This is a genomic window from Staphylococcus hyicus (genome assembly GCF_000816085.1).
GTDB classification, from domain to species: domain Bacteria; phylum Bacillota; class Bacilli; order Staphylococcales; family Staphylococcaceae; genus Staphylococcus; species Staphylococcus hyicus.
Genome location: NZ_CP008747.1, coordinates 609,682 through 627,748 on the forward strand (window position 1 = coordinate 609,682; position 18,067 = coordinate 627,748).

The 18,067-nt window shown below is 35.4% G+C and carries 19 protein-coding genes; 13 read left to right on the forward strand and 6 right to left on the reverse strand.

The genetic code is table 11. The features are described 5' to 3' along the window. Nucleotides 1–139: 139 nt before the first annotated feature. On the forward strand, nt 140–697 hold the full coding sequence (locus tag SHYC_RS02580) for a TetR/AcrR family transcriptional regulator (RefSeq protein WP_052257792.1): 558 nt from the start codon (nt 140–142) through the stop codon (nt 695–697). A gap of 95 nt (nt 698–792) precedes the next feature. Here SHYC_RS02580 and SHYC_RS02585 read toward each other — a convergent pair whose 3' ends face one another. Continuing rightward, nucleotides 793–1,413 (reverse strand): hypothetical protein, encoded by a 621-nt coding sequence (locus SHYC_RS02585; protein WP_039644274.1) that lies wholly within the window; start codon nt 1,411–1,413, stop codon nt 793–795. Between the two features lie 303 nt (nt 1,414–1,716). On the opposite strand from SHYC_RS02585, the gene SHYC_RS02590 reads away from it, so the two are divergent. Together SHYC_RS02590 and SHYC_RS02595 are read left to right on the forward strand one after the other, a co-directional pair. After that, nucleotides 1,717–2,622 carry an alpha/beta hydrolase fold domain-containing protein gene (locus SHYC_RS02590; protein ID WP_039644275.1) on the forward strand — a complete coding sequence of 302 codons (906 nt, stop codon included), beginning with the start codon at nt 1,717–1,719 and terminating at the stop codon, nt 2,620–2,622. A gap of 239 nt (nt 2,623–2,861) precedes the next feature. After that, nucleotides 2,862–3,893: a PTS sugar transporter subunit IIC gene (locus tag SHYC_RS02595; protein WP_039644277.1), complete on the forward strand. Its 1,032-nt coding sequence runs from the start codon at nt 2,862–2,864 to the stop codon at nt 3,891–3,893. 86 nt (nt 3,894–3,979) lie between these two features. On the opposite strand, the gene SHYC_RS02600 is transcribed toward SHYC_RS02595, so the two are convergent. Beyond that, complete coding sequence (locus SHYC_RS02600; RefSeq protein WP_052257793.1) at nt 3,980–4,486, reverse strand: thioesterase family protein; 507 nt, start codon at nt 4,484–4,486, stop codon at nt 3,980–3,982. A gap of 114 nt (nt 4,487–4,600) precedes the next feature. On the opposite strand from SHYC_RS02600, the gene fni reads away from it, so the two are divergent. Both fni and SHYC_RS02610 read left to right on the forward strand, forming a co-directional pair. Further along, nucleotides 4,601–5,617 (forward strand): type 2 isopentenyl-diphosphate Delta-isomerase, encoded by a 1,017-nt coding sequence (fni, locus tag SHYC_RS02605; RefSeq protein WP_231912815.1) that lies wholly within the window; start codon nt 4,601–4,603, stop codon nt 5,615–5,617. A gap of 157 nt (nt 5,618–5,774) precedes the next feature. Beyond that, nucleotides 5,775–6,977 (forward strand): GTP-binding protein, encoded by a 1,203-nt coding sequence (locus SHYC_RS02610; protein ID WP_039644283.1) that lies wholly within the window; start codon nt 5,775–5,777, stop codon nt 6,975–6,977. A gap of 35 nt (nt 6,978–7,012) precedes the next feature. Here the strand turns inward: SHYC_RS02610 and gltS are convergent, their stop codons facing one another. Together gltS and SHYC_RS02620 are read right to left on the reverse strand one after the other, a co-directional pair. Further along, nucleotides 7,013–8,224: a sodium/glutamate symporter gene (gene gltS / locus SHYC_RS02615; RefSeq protein WP_039644285.1), complete on the reverse strand. Its 1,212-nt coding sequence runs from the start codon at nt 8,222–8,224 to the stop codon at nt 7,013–7,015. A 152-nt stretch (nt 8,225–8,376) separates the two neighbouring features. Further along, a complete protein-coding gene (locus SHYC_RS02620; protein ID WP_039644287.1) occupies nt 8,377–9,201 on the reverse strand; it encodes an AraC family transcriptional regulator in 825 nt (274 codons plus the stop codon). A 129-nt stretch (nt 9,202–9,330) separates the two neighbouring features. On the opposite strand from SHYC_RS02620, the gene SHYC_RS02625 reads away from it, so the two are divergent. Together SHYC_RS02625 and SHYC_RS02630 are read left to right on the forward strand one after the other, a co-directional pair. Continuing rightward, entirely contained in the window at nt 9,331–10,176 is an 846-nt protein-coding gene (locus SHYC_RS02625; RefSeq protein WP_039644289.1) for a glycoside hydrolase family 2 protein, read from the forward strand. 133 nt (nt 10,177–10,309) lie between these two features. Further along, a complete protein-coding gene (locus tag SHYC_RS02630; RefSeq protein ID WP_039644291.1) occupies nt 10,310–11,632 on the forward strand; it encodes a Na+/H+ antiporter NhaC family protein in 1,323 nt (440 codons plus the stop codon). Nucleotides 11,633–11,671: 39 nt separating this feature from the next. Here the strand turns inward: SHYC_RS02630 and SHYC_RS02635 are convergent, their stop codons facing one another. Next, the gene (locus tag SHYC_RS02635) at nt 11,672–12,280 is read right to left on the reverse strand and encodes a DNA-3-methyladenine glycosylase (RefSeq protein ID WP_039644293.1); all 609 of its coding nucleotides are present in this window, start codon (nt 12,278–12,280) and stop codon (nt 11,672–11,674) included. Nucleotides 12,281–12,479: 199 nt separating this feature from the next. Between SHYC_RS02635 and SHYC_RS02640 the strand changes: the two genes are divergently transcribed. The 6 genes from SHYC_RS02640 to SHYC_RS02665 all read left to right on the forward strand — a co-directional run bounded on the left by SHYC_RS02640 (nt 12,480) and on the right by SHYC_RS02665 (nt 17,203). Further along, nucleotides 12,480–13,154, forward strand: a complete 675-nt coding sequence (locus SHYC_RS02640; protein ID WP_052257794.1) for a DUF805 domain-containing protein — start codon at nt 12,480–12,482, stop codon at nt 13,152–13,154. A gap of 161 nt (nt 13,155–13,315) precedes the next feature. Next, nucleotides 13,316–14,215: an ABC transporter ATP-binding protein gene (locus tag SHYC_RS02645; RefSeq protein ID WP_039644295.1), complete on the forward strand. Its 900-nt coding sequence runs from the start codon at nt 13,316–13,318 to the stop codon at nt 14,213–14,215. After that, a complete protein-coding gene (locus tag SHYC_RS02650; RefSeq protein ID WP_039644297.1) occupies nt 14,208–15,440 on the forward strand; it encodes an ABC transporter permease in 1,233 nt (410 codons plus the stop codon). Before SHYC_RS02645 ends, SHYC_RS02650 begins: the two co-directional genes overlap by 8 nt. 162 nt (nt 15,441–15,602) lie before the next feature. Continuing rightward, nucleotides 15,603–15,929 carry a YnfA family protein gene (locus tag SHYC_RS02655; RefSeq protein WP_107632912.1) on the forward strand — a complete coding sequence of 109 codons (327 nt, stop codon included), beginning with the start codon at nt 15,603–15,605 and terminating at the stop codon, nt 15,927–15,929. 32 nt (nt 15,930–15,961) lie between these two features. Then, entirely contained in the window at nt 15,962–16,963 is a 1,002-nt protein-coding gene (locus SHYC_RS02660; RefSeq protein ID WP_039644301.1) for an aldose epimerase family protein, read from the forward strand. 39 nt (nt 16,964–17,002) lie between these two features. Beyond that, the gene (locus SHYC_RS02665) at nt 17,003–17,203 is read left to right on the forward strand and encodes a helix-turn-helix transcriptional regulator (RefSeq protein ID WP_039644304.1); all 201 of its coding nucleotides are present in this window, start codon (nt 17,003–17,005) and stop codon (nt 17,201–17,203) included. Nucleotides 17,204–17,387: 184 nt separating this feature from the next. Here SHYC_RS02665 and SHYC_RS02670 read toward each other — a convergent pair whose 3' ends face one another. Next, nucleotides 17,388–18,038, reverse strand: coding sequence for an MOSC domain-containing protein (locus tag SHYC_RS02670; RefSeq protein ID WP_039644306.1), 651 nt, complete (start codon nt 18,036–18,038; stop codon nt 17,388–17,390). Nucleotides 18,039–18,067 lie beyond the last annotated feature (29 nt).

An 18,067-nucleotide genomic window follows, 5' to 3' on the forward strand; every position in this document is an offset into this window, starting at 1 on the left:
GATTAAAACACAATTTTTCTACAGATTAGATTGATTGTAGATAAATGCATCCTGTGATTAAGTACAATTTTAATGAATGTATGATTTAATAATGAAATGTAAAGCATATTCAATGAAATTTTATTAAAGGGGGAATGGGGTGGTTAGGATTCAGAAGCAAGACTTAAGAATTATTAAAACAATCTCCAAGTTGACTGAAGTTTTAGTCGCATTACTTCAAACGCAGCGCTATTCTAAAATTACAATTAATCAAATTTGTAGTGAAGCGAAAGTACATAGAACGACGTTTTATAAGCATTTCAAAGATAAAAATGAGTTGTTAATACATGTATTTGAAGCGGCAACACAGCCTTATTTTAAAAATGATATTAATAAAAGGATGATTCAACCATTCACGTGTCTTGAACAGACGTTAAATGCGCCGATTAGAGATATTTTAAAAACACAAGAAAATGATGCTAATTTTTATAAAGTATTAGTTCAATTTTTTACACAAACAGTACATAAAGATGTGAAGTGTCATATCAACACATTACCACATGATCAACGCTTTCCATCTGAAGTATTTGGCTATGTTCAAACAGCCATCATTTCATCTTTAAACCAGTGGCGCATTGATACGAATACTGAATTTGACGCAGCCAAAATGGATCATATTTATCAAACACTAATGCGTTATCGATTTTCTAAGTTTTAATTCATACGTTCATATAAAAAATAAATAGGATAGACGTGAAATAATGACATGTATATGATGTCACTATTTCACGTCTATCCTATTTTATACGCGATTTAACGTTTTGGACGTCGATTTCTGAAAAATAAACTTACAAAATAAAGAAGTGTTGCGATACTTGAGAAAATAATTGCATTGTGTAACCCGTTTGATTCCACAAGTAGTGTAGATGGATTCACATGCCCTAAATAAGGTTCGAATTTAGATGCTAAGGCTTTCGCTGCTTCTCTTACAATATACAAAATGGCAATTGGAATTAGTGTGGCGCATACTGCGATGATGAGGTTTAATAATTTAATAAATGTACGATTGAATACAAGTGTTAAAATTGCAAGTACGATATTAATAAAAATTAATATGAAAAAAATGTTAATCATAGTGAGCAACATATTAAGGTTGCTCTCTAAATCGTGGGTATCTATTAAAGATTGATGCGTTAAATTTTGAATGACATCCTTAAATTGTTGGTAATTCACTGTTTGATCTAAAAATTGTATTTTAAATAACGTATGATAATACATATGAAATGCAGCGATTACAGAAAGCACAAGTGCGATGAGCGTTAAAATAAAACTAACCCAGGAGCGACGTTTTTTTGGATTTAATTGACTTCTATGTAAGGTATGATCTTGTAAGTGATCTCTATATGCTAGAGTTGAATCGTTTGAAACTTTCATAAAGACTCCTTTCAGTTTCTTCAGATAAAAGTTAAGATTGAAATATATCACATATTATAGTACATCCATTTATAAAATCATAGACATTCTTTATAGAATAGATTGCGCATTATCTTGATAACCCCGTAAGCGCCGAAAATGATATTTATCGAGTTTGGAGGAGTTTCCTTTTTGATGGGGGTGTCTCATCATAAGTTCGTATCGTATATTCCGTTGAAATAATTTCTAAAATATGAAAGCATTCAAGATAAAAACGTATTATAATGGAACTATTCATACTTATTAATAAAGTGAGGGATTGTATTGAAACGCTATGTCATGAGTAACTTGATGGGTCGCTATTTATCGCATCAACGTCATATGAAATTTAAATCACAAGCTGAAATCGATGCTTTTCTTGAAAAAAGAAAAGTTTTAAATAAAGAAAAACATAAACAACCGGATCAAATTAATGTGAAATCTAACTTGGTCAAAGATATGTTTGATGATATGCAAGTATTTCGTTTCAATTTTGGACATCACATAAAGAATAAAATTCTTTACATATATGGTGGTACTTTTGTCTTGCAACCCTCTGTGTTTCATTGGCGTTTTATGGATAAACTTGCCTATGAAACCTTACATGAAGTGGTGCTACCAATTTACCCGAAAGCACCTGAATACACATATAAAGAAACCCATGAAGCCATCGAAGCGGCGTATCGTCGTTTATTAAAAGAAACTGAGCCTTCGAATATTGTGATTATGGGAGATAGTTCAGGCGCTAACATGGCGTTGAGTTTTGTTCAAAAACATTTAAAAGAGCAAGAATTACCACTGCCAAGTCAAGTGTATCTGATTTCACCTTGGCTTGATTTATCCTTATCTAATCCAGATATTACAGAGCAAGTTCAAAAGAAAGATCCACTTCATAATGTGTCAAGTCTACAAACTATTGCAAAAGTCTGGGCTGATGATTTAGAAATTAAGCATCCAAAAATTTCACCATTATATGGACCTGTGCGTGGACTGCCACCAGTCTATATGTTTGGAGGGACAATTGAATTATTTTATCCGGATATGCTTAAATTAGACTCATACTTTAAAGCTGAGTTACAACCGATTCATTTTTACCAATATAAGGATATGGTAACGGCATTCCCTTTATATCCAATTGTAGAGTCGCGTAAAGTTTTAAAACAAATCCGTAAAACGATACAACAACCTTAAACATACGTTGATTTTTACATAATATTTTGAAGCGGTATACATGTTCACACCTACTCAATTAGATTGATTAAGTCAATTTCGTGAACGTATCATAAATAGAATATATAGAAATACGTGATTGTTCCGTGCAATCATGTATTTTTTTTAGTAAAATAAAATTTATGATTAATCGTTACATCTAAGTGCATACATCGCGCTTCCTCTCAATATGAGAGGTGTGATACTGAAAGGGGATTGGCATGGATTTACTGATAGGAACATTATTTTTAGTTTTAGTACTCGTGGTTTTTACATTATTTACATATCGTGCGCCAAGTGGGATGCGGGCTATGGGAGCATTGGCTAATGCTGCAATTGCTTCATTTTTAGTCGAAGCGTTTAACAAATATGTGGGTGGACAGGTTTTTGGTATAAAATTTTTGGAACAATTAGGTGATGCTGCTGGAGGACTTGGTGGCGTTGCAGCCGCTGGTTTAACCGCATTAGCGATTGGGGTTTCACCTGTCTATGCACTTGTGATAGCCGCAGCATGTGGTGGTATGGATTTACTTCCGGGATTTTTTGCAGGCTACCTCATTGGTTATTTGATGAAATATACAGAAAGATACGTGCCGGATGGATTAGATTTATTAGGTGCAGTTATTGTCATTGCGCCATTAGCACGAATCATTGCTGTTGGTTTAACACCTGTTGTAGATAGTACACTGATAAAAATTGGAGATATTATTAAAAGCTCAATGGATGTTAATCCGATTATTATGGGTATCATTTTAGGTGGTATTATTACTGTTGTAGGAACAGCACCACTTAGTTCTATGGCATTGACGGCATTGTTAGGTTTAACAGGTGTGCCAATGGCTGTTGGCGCAATGGCTGCTTTTAGTTCAGCATTTATGAATGGAACGTTATTTCACCGTTTAAAATTAGGTGACCGCAAATCAACGATTTCAGTGAGCATTGAACCGCTTTCACAAGCAGATATTGTCTCAGCCAATCCAATTCCCGTATATATCACCAACTTTTTAGGCGGTGCATCAGCAGGATTAGTGATTGCGATGAGCGGAATGATTAACGATGCCACAGGAACCGCTACACCTATTGCAGGATTTTTAGTGATGTTTGGTTTTAATCATTGGAGCACAGTTTTAATTTACGGGGCAATTATGGCTATAATCGGTACCATTTGGGGATTTGTAGGCTCACTCATTTTCAAAAATTATCCTATTGTTACAAAGCAAGATATGATTGCGCGAGGCGCAGTAGACGCATAGAAAGGTGCGCAGTACTAACATGAGTGGTACTGCACACCTTTTTTTGAGATAGCGTTTGAGGGTGATGGTTTCAAAGCAGTCTCGCTTTATTTTTTTCGAGGAATGCCGATTTGATGTCCGAGCTGTTTCGGAAAATGAATTTCACCTTGTGATTGTGCATAGGTTTGAATCATCGCATAAATGTCGTCTGGAAATGGTGCCGGTTTTTGTGTTGCTCGACTCATTCCCATCATCATCGTTTCAGCTGTTGCGCAAGTTTCGTTTGTATCTTCATTGATTAATGTTAAAAAGAAGTGCGTTCGTTTTTCATCAAAATCATATATAGCAACTTCTATTTTAAAAGGGACGCCTTTTTTTAATTCTTTTAAGTAAGTAATATGAGATTCTAAGGTGAAAACAGTATAGTGACGGGCATCACGTTCTTCATTCGTTAAGCCGACCTGATCGTGAAAGTGATCAATCGCTAAACTAAATACACGCGCATATTCTGCATCATTCATATGACCATTACGATCTATCCATGCATCTTGAACATCATTTCTATGATAAAAAGGGTACTGTAACAAGAGAAACACTCCTTCAATTTTTGGCATTTATACTATATTAACCTATTTTACAATATTCACGCATTTCTGCTTGTATAAAATATGATATAGTTAAATTAATATGAGTATATGGAGGGATGCTGGTTGGTTAACAAAAGAGAGATGAGAAAAAATGAACATGTTAAATTAGCTTTAGCACAATCGTCTTTACCAATATCAGATTTTGATCGCATCCACTTTGTTCATCATGCGATTCCAAGTATGAATACGTGTGATGTTTCAATGTCTTCTGAATTTCCAGATTTTCAATTGTCCAAAGCGTTATACATTAATGCGATGACAGGGGGATCAGAATGGACATTAGAGATTAATCAGAAACTGGCACAAGTCGCACGTGAAGTTGGCATACCGATGGCCGTGGGAAGTATGCATGCTGCACTCAATAATGATGGTGTAAAACAGTCATTTATAATTGTGAGACAAGAAAATCCTAAAGGTGACTTATGGGCAAATGTCAGCGCAGATGTAACACTTGAAGAAGCCAAACGCGCAATAGATATGATTGACGCAAATGCGTTACAAATTCATGTGAATGCGCCTCAAGAGTTAGTCATGCCTGAAGGGAGTCGGCATTTTGAACATTGGCGTACCTCTATTGCGTCCATTGTAGCAGGTGTAGATGTGCCAGTAATCGTAAAAGAAGTTGGATTTGGTATGAGCTATGAAACCATTCGTGCGCTCATTCAATGCGGTGTTGCTTATGTTGATGTCAGTGGTAAAGGCGGTACAAATTTTGCTACGATTGAAAACGAAAGACGTAAATTGAAAGACATGTCTTATATGCAAGACTGGGGGCAGTCAACTGTGGTTTCATTATTAGAATCACGTAATTTAAATAATCGGATTCATATTCTCGCAAGTGGTGGTATTAGAAACCCTCTTGATGCAATTAAAGCTTTACGCTTAGGCGCTGAAGGAATTGGAATGTCGCGTCATATTCTTCAAATTGTTCAAGAAGAAGGGGTTGACGCAGGGATTGAATATTTAACTGCCTTTCATGAACAAATGATAAAAATAATGACGTTATTAAACGTTAAAGATATTGCGTCGTTACGTCAATCTTCTATTATAATAGATGAGTATTTAAGATCATGGATTCAACAGCGTCAACTTTATTAATATAGATATAAAAAACATTGTGATTGAAACGATAACGTCGTAGAAATCACAATTTTTTTATATTAGCAAAGTTTTTTCACCCTATTGCAATGTCTCGTAATGTGGCGTATACTTTTAAATCGTAACAATTACGATTTAAATAGTGGAGGGTCTAATCATGAAGAAAGTACCAGTTACAGTTTTAAGTGGTTATCTCGGTTCAGGGAAAACAACATTACTTAATCATATTTTAAATCAGCGTGAAGGACGACGTATCGCAGTTATTGTAAATGATATGAGTGAAGTTAATATTGATAAGGATCTTGTTGCTGAAGGTGGGGGCTTATCACGCACAGATGAGAAATTAGTAGAATTATCAAACGGTTGTATTTGTTGTACTTTACGTGAAGATTTATTGAAAGAAGTAGAGCGTATTGTGCAAAAAGGTGGAATCGACCATATTGTCATTGAATCGACTGGAATTTCGGAACCAGTCCCTGTGGCACAAACCTTCTCGTATGTAGATGAAGAACTTGGAATTGATTTAACTAAAATTTGTCAGTTAGATACGATGGTAACTGTTGTCGATGCCAATCGTTTCATCAATGATTATCAGTCTGGCGACATGCTATTAGATCGCAATCAAGCGGTTGGAGAAGAAGATGAACGTACGGTTGCGGATTTACTTATCGATCAAATCGAATTTTGTGATGTATTGATTTTAAATAAAATTGATTTAGTTTCAGAAGAAGAGGCGAATCGTTTAGAAGCAATGTTGCGTAAACTTCAGCCTTCAGCTGATATTATTCGTACAATCAATTCTGAAGTGCCACTAGATAAAGTACTAAATACGGGTAAATTTGATTTCGAAAAAGCAAGCCAATCTGCGGGTTGGTTACAAGAGTTAGAAGCAGGTGGGCATGAAACACATACACCAGAAACAGAAGAGTATGGTATTTCGTCCTTTGTATATAAGCGACGCTTACCTTTTCATGCTGAACGCTTCAATGAATGGTTAGAGCATATGTCTGAATCTATCGTGCGGGCGAAAGGGATAGCTTGGCTAGCACAATATAACAATGTTGCTTGTTTAGTGTCTCAAGCAGGAACAGCTGTGGACATTCATCCTGTAACATATTGGGTTGCAGCAATGCCTAAAGCGGAACGTGCAGCGATTTTACAAGAACGTGAAGATGTTCGTGCAGATTGGGATCCTGAATATGGAGATCGACATACGCAACTTGTAATTATAGGAATAGATTTAGATAAAGCGGCCATTGAAAAAGCATTAGATGCATGTCTTTTAAACAGTCATGAAATTGATGCAGATTGGTCTCAATTTAAAAGTCCTTACGAATGGGAAATTGTAAGACAATCATAAAAAAGGTCTGGCTTGTGTGCCAGACCTTTTTACATTTATGGTCTAAAAATGTTAATAAATGTTGTAATGATAGGTACCCCTAACAAGTCAACTAAAAATGCACCTACTATTGGAACGACTAGATACGCTCTTGGTGAGTTACCAAATTTCTTCGTAATAGCATCTAAATTTGCCATTGCGTTTGGTGTGGCACCTAATCCGTGGCCAATGAATCCACCAATCATTACTGCCGCGTCATAATCTTTACCAAGTAATCGGAATACGATAAAGATTGAGAATAGTGCCACGAAAATAATTTGGCAAATTACGATAATCACAAGTGGTAACGCTAAATCATAGATTTCTGTAATGTTAATACTCATAAGTGCTAATGATAAGAAAACGCCAAGTGAAATATCACCGATACGATTTGTAAATTTTAAATCAATCAAGTTTAAATTTCCATATTCTGAAATGTTGCGAATAATTACTGCAATAAACATTGCTGCAACATATAATGGAATACTAAATCCTGTTAAGCTAGTAAATAATTCCCCTAAATATGTGCCGACTGCCATACAGAATAGCAAAATTGCAATTTGAATAAAAAACACTTCAGAAAAAGCAAAACGCTTATGTAAATGTGTATTTTCTACAATTTCAGAGTAATCTTTTTGTTTGTTGTCAAGTTGTTTCGGTGCTAAGTCATGTTTTTTTATTAAATAACGAACGACCGGACCACCTATGAGGCCACCTGCGACAAGACCGAGTGTTGCGGCTGCAAGTGCAGCAGTTACAGCTGAGTTTACACCTAAATTTTGAATGGTTTGTCCGTATGCAGCAGCGTTACCGTGGCCACCTTCCATTGACATGGCGCCTGCTGTTAACCCCAATAACGGGTCGATCCCTAATACTTTAGAAAGGGAAACACCGATAACGTTTTGCATTGTAGCGAGAATACCACAAAGTATCCAATAAACAATAAGGACCTTTCCACCTAATTTTAGGAGCTTGAATGAAGCGCCCAAACCAATTGTCGTGAAAAAGGCTAACATGAAAAAGTCTTGGAAAAATTTTCCGTTTAATTTAATTGTTAAAATGCCTGTGCTAGATAAAATTGCTGCTAAGATTGCAAATATTAAACCACCTATTACCGGGGACGGGATACTCAAACGGTTAAATATAGCGACCCTGTTGACGATGGCATGTCCTATAATTAATAGAAACACGGCAAGACACAAGGTTGATATTTCATTTAATTCAATCATGCTGGGTTATCCTCCTCGTATAAATAATGAGAGCGCTTTATACGCTCACGTCAGTTTATTATACTACATGAGATATAAAAATCTATATTAAATTTATGTTAAAGAGATTAATACATGTTTACGTGTAAAATAATTATTTTGCAATGTATAAATTATTTATATACTTTCCGATACGTTGAAGGTGGCATATCAAAATGTTTGCGGAAAGCTTTTGAGAATAGTAAGGGATCACTGTAACCGACAGCTTGCGCAATATCTTGAATGGGCTTCGACGTAGTTTTAAGCATTGAAGAGGCATGATATAGTCGTAAATAGATTAAATACTGTTGAGGTGATTGATCCATCCATTTAATAAATAATTTATATAGATAACTACGACTTACTTTTGCATATTGGGCGATATCATCAATTGTAATGGCATACATATAATTTTGATTCATATAATCCACAGCGTCTTGAACACTCGAATATATTTGGTTGTGCTCCTTTTCAAAAGGCTTAGGTGCACATTGTGTGATTAAAAATAATAATTTATATAAATCACTTAAGTGGTGAATATCATCAGATGTAGCTGTTTCGTAAGTAATGGCACGTTCACATATTTGATACATCACTTTAGAAATGTCGGAGGTGTCTTTATTCATGACGACAGGGCAGTCGATAAGTGAAGTGCGTTTTAAATAGTCTATCGCGAGATTACCGCTAAAACCAACCCAATGATATGTCCACGGGTCATCGGCCGACGCTTCGTAATGTACATGCATACCTTCTTGCAACAAAAACATATCTCCGGATTTTAACTGATACGTTGATTGTTGATATGTAAACGAGCCTGTACCAGCCACAATAATATGTAATACAGCAGGTTTAACGACTGTGTACTGATAACTTACATTGGGTGTGCCAATTTCGATACCGCATTCATCAATATTAGCTTCAAAATGATTCCTTTTAAATAATTTCCACAATAATTGCACATAAACAGCTCCTTTATTATGGAATCATTTTACCATGTTTTAGAAAGATAGTGATATATTGCGTGTGAAAAATGTATGTTAAATTATGAAAGTACAAAAAAGTGTAGTCTAATTAATTGGAGGTCTATTATGTATATAGAAAAAAAACGCATAAATATTTATAAAAATCAAAATCGTATTTCATCTCCTAGACTTATGACACCATTTATGAATAAACAAGAATATTTTAATATTTCGCGCAAGGAAGAAGCAGCAGCCTATATACCTGTTCGATTCATCAGCAAATTTGAAGATTATTCATCAATGTTGCTTCACACATCGTCACATCAAATGTTAAAAGAAAATGCCAAATCTCAATATGTCTGCACGACATTAACAGCACAATTCAAGATAGAGGATTATGACAAACTTCAAGATTATCACCTTTACATTCATGAGCTTGCATGTCCAATGATGTTAATGCTTGATAATACCATTGTTTCCTATGTAGAACCTGATTATACATATCATCGCATTGATATTACACCGCTTATTTCATCGGGCATACATGAAATAAAAATGATGGTATTTCAAGAACGTCATGATGCGACATGTCAATACGCTTCTTCATTATTAGAAGATATATATATTATGTCGCGTGCATATGACCGCATTGAAGATTTTGATGTTTTTTGTCAATATGATTCTGAGACTGCCATGTTACAACCTACAATAGAAATTAAAGATATTGAAGGCGCACCTTACATCACATATAGTGTGCTAGATCAATTTGGAGAGACTTTGACGGTAGGTGAAATAAATATTGATCAATCAAATCATTTAAACCTTCAAGCCATCCCATTGGAGGAAAATGATTTACACCATTTAACATTAATGCTTGAAACGCAAGACGAAGTCATTATGCATGAGTTAATGATGAAATTTGTTATGCCGACAACACATGCCGAGCATCCTACAAAAGTCATTGCGATTTAGGAAAATTACGTAATGAATCAATAACACAGAGTTGTATACGCTTACATTCTGTCGCTAAAAAAGTTAGACTTGTCAAATTCATATATGGGTGTATAATTCATATCATAAAACTATGAATTGAGGAGCGTCGCCCATGTCAAACGAACTAAGAAGTCAGAAACATTATGGGGCCTTAGCGTTACTGCCATTGGTCGTATTTTTAATCATATATGTCGGTGTAGGATTATTTTTTACGATCATAGGTAAGGACGAAGCATTTAATCAATTACCGCGTCATGTTGCGATTATGATTGCCATTGCCATTGCATGGCTTGCATATGATAGGCGTACCCCTTTGGCAAAAAAAGTTAAAATTTTCACAGAAAATGCCGGTTCGTCTGGTATAGCCGAATTAGGACTCATTCTCTTACTTGCAGGGGCTTTTGCAAGTGCAGCCAGTGCGTCAGGAGGGCAAGATGCATTAGTCAATATGGGACTCTCTATCATACCCCCAAGTTTATTAATACCAGGTATTTTTGCGATGAGTGCTTTTGTGGCCACTGCAATGGGGACATCGACTGGGACACAGGCTGCGTTTTTACCTATTGGTATTGCGGTGGCGCAATCTGCGGATTTAAATGTCGCGGCAGCCGCTGCTGCTGTAATTGCAGGTGCATATTTTGGGGATAATTTATCCATTATTTCTGATACGACAATTGCAGCCACGACAGGTGTAGGCGCGAATATGAAAGACAAATTTAAAGCGAATTTTATGATTGCATTGCCTGCAGCGGTAATAACATTTTTTATTTATGCAATCGTGGGAGGTACCGGTAAAATTAAAGGTGATTTATCCTTTAATATTTTTGATATTATCCCTTATCTTTTCGTACTCATTGCAGCGATTGCAGGTATGAATGTGATGTTTGTTTTACTGTCAGGGATTGTATTAACAGGTATCATCGGGATGCTTCGGGGTCATCTTCATTTCTTTGAATGGACAGCTAAAGTTGGGGAAGGCATGGAATCAACGTTTAGCATATTTTTAGTCGCATTTTTAATTTCTGGACTTGTTGCTTTAATTCGTTACTATGGTGGCATAGATTGGATTGTCGAAACGATGAAAAAACAAGCGCGTGGCCGTAAAAGTGCAGAATATGCAATGGGGATTTTATCAGGGATTTTATCAGCAGCTTTAGTTAATAATGTCGTTGCGATATTAATCGCGGCACCTATCGCTAAAGAAATTGGTGATGCATCAAAAATACCTCCGAAACGCATGGCAAGTATACTGGACATCTTCGCTGCGAGTGCACTCATGGTGTTACCACATGATAGTGGAATGTTAATGGCAGAACAATTTGGTAACGTGTCATACTTAGAAGTTTTACAATATTCATTTTATCCTGTTATTTTAATATTATGCACATTTATATCGATTCATTTAGGCATGTTTAAAGGAAAGCAAACAACTTAACAGAAAGCGCACGCGAAGAATTGAACGCGTGCGCTTTTCCTATTTCCAAGTCTCGTCTGGAAGTATATAATCACGTTTTCTTTGATGTGATACATAGGGATTGCCTTGTACTGTAAATCTTAAAGGTTTATGTGTCCAATGACCTTTATTAGGTATACCGATGCGTGGGCTTTCTACAATTTTTCTTGGATATTTACGGTTTTTTGTATCGATTTTAAGACGGCCTTCATTTAGGCGTGTGCCATCAATGGTACGTGGAATTTGCATGGCAGTAGTAAATTTACCAGGTCCATTGGTAAGCTCGTAGCCTGATTTACCTCGGTTTTGAATCATCATTTCGATGCCATCTTCGGGTTCGATTGCACGAATTAATACCCCTTCAGGTACACCTTTAGCTTGTGTGACAAAATTGATAAGTAAGTAACGATGCATCATATGGCCATAAATGGTGCCGCCTAATTGATAAAGCGAACGCACTTTAGGTGTACGCTTTCCTTGATAGCCATGTGCTGCTCGATCATCAAAACCTAAATACGCTTCCGTCTCCACGATATATCCCGTATACGTTGTTTGCGCACTTTCATAAATTATTTTAACGCCAAGTAAATCTTTGGCCACCTCAATTGTTGGTCGATGTATAAAATCCATAACGAACTGCCTCCAATATGTCATTACTCTAAGTGTAACGAAAAGCAACCGTTGCGTACAAGAAGAACACATGAACAATTTTAATCTTAACAATAAGCATTATTATTGTTAAAAATCAATATTTAAATTTTAACTAAAGTTTAATATAATTATGATATGGTTTTATATAGATTACAATTGAAAAGGAGGACTATCTTTTATGATAGCAACACAGCAAGTTGGTTTTTTAGAAGCTTTTAAGCTTTTTTGGTTGAACTATGTCAACTTTAAAGGCCGCAGCCGTCGTAGTGAGTATTGGTGGGTCATGTTATGGCATACAATTATTATTCTGCCATTAGTTATTTTAGGTTTTATATCACTCATTATTACACCAATATTAGCATTCATCATCTTCTTTATAATAATATTGTATTGTTTTGCAACGATGATTCCTAATTTGGCACTTACAGTGAGACGTTTTCATGATAATGGATTCTCAATGTTAATACCGATTATAAATGTGGTAATAGGTATTTTATGTAATATTGTAAATATTTTTATAGAACAGACAGATGTTTATCAAGCTGGAAACAGTACGATTACAGCACATTCCGGTTTCATACCATTTTTTGTTGCAATAATTTTTATGTTTGTCATGTTCGGTTTGCAGATCTTTACATTAGTGATATGTCTGTTAGATAGTAAAAAAGAGACGAACCAATACGGACCTTCTCCTAAATATGTGCAAAACGCAACACCATACAAAGGTGTAAATGATGGTGGAATGACACATGAAGGAAGCAGTATGTCACATGCCAATGAACATCTAGACACTAATGCAGATACATCGTATCCACATAAAGAGGAAGAGATGTCAGACTACAAAAACAGATAATACCCAATAATGCAGAACGACTATCGCTACGATGGCTATTCTGCTTTTTTATTAGTGACATCTGTATGTAAACTATATAAGTCTTTTTGACAAATATATTTGTCAAATTAAAACGTGTTATAGTATACTTACAATATCAAATATAGAAAGGGCGATACGCTATGTCATTAAAGGTGGCACATGTCAGCAAGAAATTTAAAGATGTCACAGCCGTCAATGATATTTCATTCGAGCTCGAAACTGGCAAAATGTTAGGGTTTTTAGGACGAAATGGTGCGGGTAAAACGACAACTTTCAGAATGATTTTAGGTTTAACAGAACCTACACAAGGTGATATCTATTTTAACGATGAGAAAATAAAGGCATCACATTATGACGTAATTGGTTATTTACCTGAAGAGCGAGGATTACATGCCAAATTAAAGGTGGAAGAAGAATTGACCTATTTGGCGACATTAAAAGGAATGTCTAAAAAAGATATTAAAGGTGCGATCGACTATTGGTTAGAACGATTTCAAATTACAGAACATCGTGATAAAAAGATCGAATCTTTATCAAAAGGGAATCAACAAAAAGTACAACTCCTAGCGAGTATGATTCATGAACCGGAGTTGCTCATTTTAGATGAACCTTTCAGCGGACTTGATCCTGTTAATGTTGAACTATTAAAAAAAGCCGTTATTGAATTGAATCAAAAAGGTACAACTATCATTTTTAGTTCGCATCGTATGGAACATATTGAAGAACTTTGTGATGACGTATGCATTATAAATAATGGCCAAATGGTAGTACAGGGGCCAATCCAAACGGTGAAGCGTAACAGTGGATATCAACGTGTTGTGATTGAAACGACATATGATTTACATGACTTTGAAGATATCCCTGGCGTTGTTGATACGCAACATACACCACAAAAATATGTGTTTATTATTGAAAATGAAGACGTTGCGAAAACACTCTATGCCCGAATACAATCCCTTGATTTTGTCAAACATTTTGAAGTGCTTGATCCTACAATTAAAGAGATATTTATTGAGAAAGTAGGTGATCGTCATGCGTAAATTTTTAGCAACGTTTAAGTTAACTTATTTCAATAAATTAAAATCAAAAGCATTTATCATTTCAACGATTTTATTTATGTTGGCAATTATTGGATTAGCAAATGCGGATAAAATCATTAAAATGTTTGATGATGGACAAGACAATATTGCAGTGGTTACGAAAGACGAACGTGTTTTTCAATACATTAAAAAAACGAATGAATCACTGCATAAAGGGGTACATTATAAAAAACTTTCAGCTTCTAAAGTGGATCAAGCTTTAAAAGACGAATCGATTGATCAAGCATATATGATTCACACAGAGGGTGATCGTATATCAGCGACAATTAAAGCGAGTAAACAACCTTCTGAAATCGATCAAAAAGAATTACAAACGATATTAACGCAATTTCAATCGCAAAAAGTTGCTCAAAAGTTGGGTTTAACGCCCAACGAACAAAAGGAACTATTTACACCTAGTACCGTTGATACGAAAGTAATCAAAGTGGGTGAAGGACAATCGATTGATCAAAATGAGAAAGCCTTCAGTTCATTTATCGTTATGATTGGCAGTCTTTTAATGATGTTTATCATAATTAATTATGCTAACCAAATTGCAATGGAAGTCGCTACAGAAAAAACATCAAGAGTTTCTGAAATGATTATTACAAGTGTGAAGCCATCGCTACATATTATTGCAAAAATTACGGCTGTTCTTAGTGTTGCATTGACACAAATTGCCGCAATTGGATTGACGGTGATTGCGTGTGTATTCTTTTTTGATCTTGGAAAAACTTTAAAAGGCTTAGATTTTGTATTCACACCACATATTACAAGATTAATAATTTTTGGCATTATCTTTTTAATCATAGGGGTGTTTACGTATGTCATATTTGCTGCGATTTTAGGTAACTTAACAGCAAGAATAGAAGATATGGGTCAAACGTTAATGCCATTGACAATGTTAATGATTGCAAGTTTTTATACTGGTTACATTGGTGGGCTTACAAATCCTGATAACATTTTCATTAAAATCACAAGCTATGTTCCATTTTTCTCGCCATTTGTTACCTTTGCAAGATTATCCATTCCTGAGACACCGACATACGAAGCAATTATTGCTATCGTGATTCACCTTGTGCTCATATTAGTCCTATTTTATTTCGCAACAAAATCGTATCAAAACGCGGTTTTAACCTTTGAAAAAGGATGGTGGAAGGCGTTTAAACGCGTCATTCAAAAATAATATTATAGCGATAACGGTAACATAATAGCAAAATCAACGAGTCTTCAAAAGCCGATGAGATACGGTTTTTGAAGGCTTTTCTAATTGACACAAAAATTCTATCCACAAGTATAGACGAAACTGATACAATAAATAAAAAGTATTCGAGGTGGAAACATGGGCATTTTGTATCCCATTGCCATATTCATTTTGGCTGGTTTATGTGAAATTGGAGGGGGATATCTCATTTGGTTGTGGTTAAGAGATGAAAAGCCTATGTGGTTAGGATTAGCCGGAGGTATCATTTTAATGCTTTATGGTATCGTAGCAACGTTTCAAAGTTTTCCAACGTTTGGACGTGTCTATGCTGCATATGGCGGCGTATTTATCATTTTAAGCTTGCTATGGGCATATTGGATTGACCATGAACCACCTGATAAATTTGATATTATAGGCGGTATCATTTGTATTGTAGGGGTATTAGTGATGGTGCTTCCGTCAAGAGGTTGATTGAGGTGCATTTAAAGGAGTTAGATGAATGTATGAAAATTGGGATTGAACATCAAGCGAATGGCATAGATTTAATAAAAATACATCATAAAACAGTGTCTATCGTATTCACAAATTATGGCGCGCGTATTGTCAGTTGGAAAATCGATCATAACAATATTGTTTTAGGAAATGAAGTTGAAGCAGATGAATTTTATCCGAACGATCCTTACTATTTTGGTGCAACCATTGGACGCTATGCAGGAAGAATCGAAAGCGGTTCATTCAAGTTAAATAATCATACGTATGAAGTGGAAACAAATGCCGGAGGCCAGCATTTACATGGAGGTTCTCATGGATTGTCTTCACGTTTATTTGAATATGAAACAGAACAACATATTGATCATGTGAAAGTGATATTTACAACACAATTACAAAGTTCTGAAGATAATTTCCCGGGTAATATGGATATTCGTATTGCCTTTACGTATGATATGACGAATACATGGACGATTGAATACTATGCATCTTCAACGGAAGATACACTTTTTAATCCTTCCAACCATGTTTATTTTAATTTAAATCCAGATAATCGGACGGTTGATAATCACGTGTTGAAAAGTGATAAATTACATTTATTCCCATTAAATGATAGTCGCTTACCTCAAAATAAGCCGATTGATTTAATTAAAACACTTGGTATGAATCAAGTTCCAATTCAAGCTTTATTTCAAACAAAAGATCCTAGAATATCCCCTCAAATACAGAGATTCAAAGGGTTAGATCATCCATTTGAAGTGGCCGAAGGGAAATTGACTTTAGCCACTTCGCATTTAAAATTGCATGTGGTTACAGATCGTCCTCAAATTGTGATTTATACGTTTAATTCTCCAGAAAAAGTTGGAAATCCAAAGCAACTTTTTAAATCTCATTCAGGTATTGCTTTAGAAACACAAAGTATGCCTAATGATATCCATATGTTCGGAGAAAAAGCACATTCAATTTTGCGTGGTAATGTACCATTTTATTCGAAGACATCCTATCAAGTTGAATGAAAGATATCATGAATTATGAGCATTAAAGGAGATGACACGATGCGCACACGCTTAAAAGAATTACGTGCGCGAGAGGGGTACAATCAAACGGAATTGGCTAAAAAAGCACGAATATCTAGACAAACTGTCTCGCTCATTGAACGTAATGAATTTATGCCCTCTATTATAACGGCGTTTAAAATCGCACGTATATTTGGAGAAAAAGTAGAAGATGTTTTTATATTTGATAAAGAACTATAACAACATGCACAAAGTAGCGTAACCTTTCTTACGAATAGCCTTCGCAGTTCATCTAAAAATGAAATGCGAAGGCTATTGTTGTTTGAGTGGTGAGTGATTAAAAGCAACACATGGTTATCCAGTTTGTATATATGTGATGTTTAAAGGTAGGGAACAGAGAGGGTATGTCGATGGCTAGCGTGAATTATGAACATCTAGCCAAAAGTTTTTCTAATTTTAAACGACGTTCTGCAGTAATATATGGATTTTGAATCGCATACGACAGCTGAGCTTTATTTTTTTTATCATTATAATATAAGTCATTTAAAGCTTGAACAGAGAGACGTGTGTCTTCAGGAGCCTCTTTAATCAATTTTAATGTGCTGTTAGGATATACGATGCCTTCATGAATAACTCTAAAATAACATCCTGTTTTTCCAGTTGCCATCATACGTTTCATGATGCCATTATATTGATATTTACGTTGAATTTTATTACAAGGTTCCCTGATTTCGGATACTTCTATAATTGCTTCACCAATTTGATATTGGTTTCCAAAGTACAATTCATTTTCATCAATATCATTAACAGAAATGTTCTCCCCAAAAAAAGCATGGTCAGGTATAGGTGAAATCACATCTTTCCACATTGAATAGTGTGCTGTACTGAATAAACATACGGCTTTATCAGGGCCACCATGACCATGATAGGCTTGTTCGTCACCTTCAAATCCTAACTTAGAAAGCCAGATGGGTGCATCTATAGGTGTTTTATCCATACCACTTTTCATAGGTTGATTATCATAATGTAACGTTTTAACTTTGCCCGCACAAATCGCTTTGATTGTGTAGTCCATAATTGAACCTCCTCACATGTTGGTGCTTT

What these genes read in the sequence shown, in the direction of transcription:
- SHYC_RS02585 (WP_039644274.1), bottom strand. Translation starts at nt 1,413, where the DNA reads ATGAAAGTTTCAAACGATTCAACTCTAGCATATAGAGATCACTTACAA.
- SHYC_RS02635 (WP_039644293.1), bottom strand. Translation starts at nt 12,280, where the DNA reads ATGGATTTTATACATCGACCAACAATTGAGGTGGCCAAAGATTTACTT.
- SHYC_RS02640 (WP_052257794.1), top strand. Translation starts at nt 12,480, where the DNA reads ATGATAGCAACACAGCAAGTTGGTTTTTTAGAAGCTTTTAAGCTTTTT.
- SHYC_RS02630 (WP_039644291.1), top strand. Translation starts at nt 10,310, where the DNA reads ATGTCAAACGAACTAAGAAGTCAGAAACATTATGGGGCCTTAGCGTTA.
- SHYC_RS02600 (WP_052257793.1), bottom strand. Translation starts at nt 4,486, where the DNA reads ATGCCAAAAATTGAAGGAGTGTTTCTCTTGTTACAGTACCCTTTTTAT.
- fni (WP_231912815.1), top strand. Translation starts at nt 4,601, where the DNA reads ATGAGAAAAAATGAACATGTTAAATTAGCTTTAGCACAATCGTCTTTA.
- SHYC_RS02625 (WP_039644289.1), top strand. Translation starts at nt 9,331, where the DNA reads ATGTATATAGAAAAAAAACGCATAAATATTTATAAAAATCAAAATCGT.
- SHYC_RS02595 (WP_039644277.1), top strand. Translation starts at nt 2,862, where the DNA reads ATGGATTTACTGATAGGAACATTATTTTTAGTTTTAGTACTCGTGGTT.
- SHYC_RS02610 (WP_039644283.1), top strand. Translation starts at nt 5,775, where the DNA reads ATGAAGAAAGTACCAGTTACAGTTTTAAGTGGTTATCTCGGTTCAGGG.
- SHYC_RS02645 (WP_039644295.1), top strand. Translation starts at nt 13,316, where the DNA reads ATGTCATTAAAGGTGGCACATGTCAGCAAGAAATTTAAAGATGTCACA.
- gltS (WP_039644285.1), bottom strand. Translation starts at nt 8,224, where the DNA reads ATGATTGAATTAAATGAAATATCAACCTTGTGTCTTGCCGTGTTTCTA.
- SHYC_RS02670 (WP_039644306.1), bottom strand. Translation starts at nt 18,038, where the DNA reads ATGGACTACACAATCAAAGCGATTTGTGCGGGCAAAGTTAAAACGTTA.
- SHYC_RS02650 (WP_039644297.1), top strand. Translation starts at nt 14,208, where the DNA reads ATGCGTAAATTTTTAGCAACGTTTAAGTTAACTTATTTCAATAAATTA.
- SHYC_RS02660 (WP_039644301.1), top strand. Translation starts at nt 15,962, where the DNA reads ATGAAAATTGGGATTGAACATCAAGCGAATGGCATAGATTTAATAAAA.
- SHYC_RS02665 (WP_039644304.1), top strand. Translation starts at nt 17,003, where the DNA reads ATGCGCACACGCTTAAAAGAATTACGTGCGCGAGAGGGGTACAATCAA.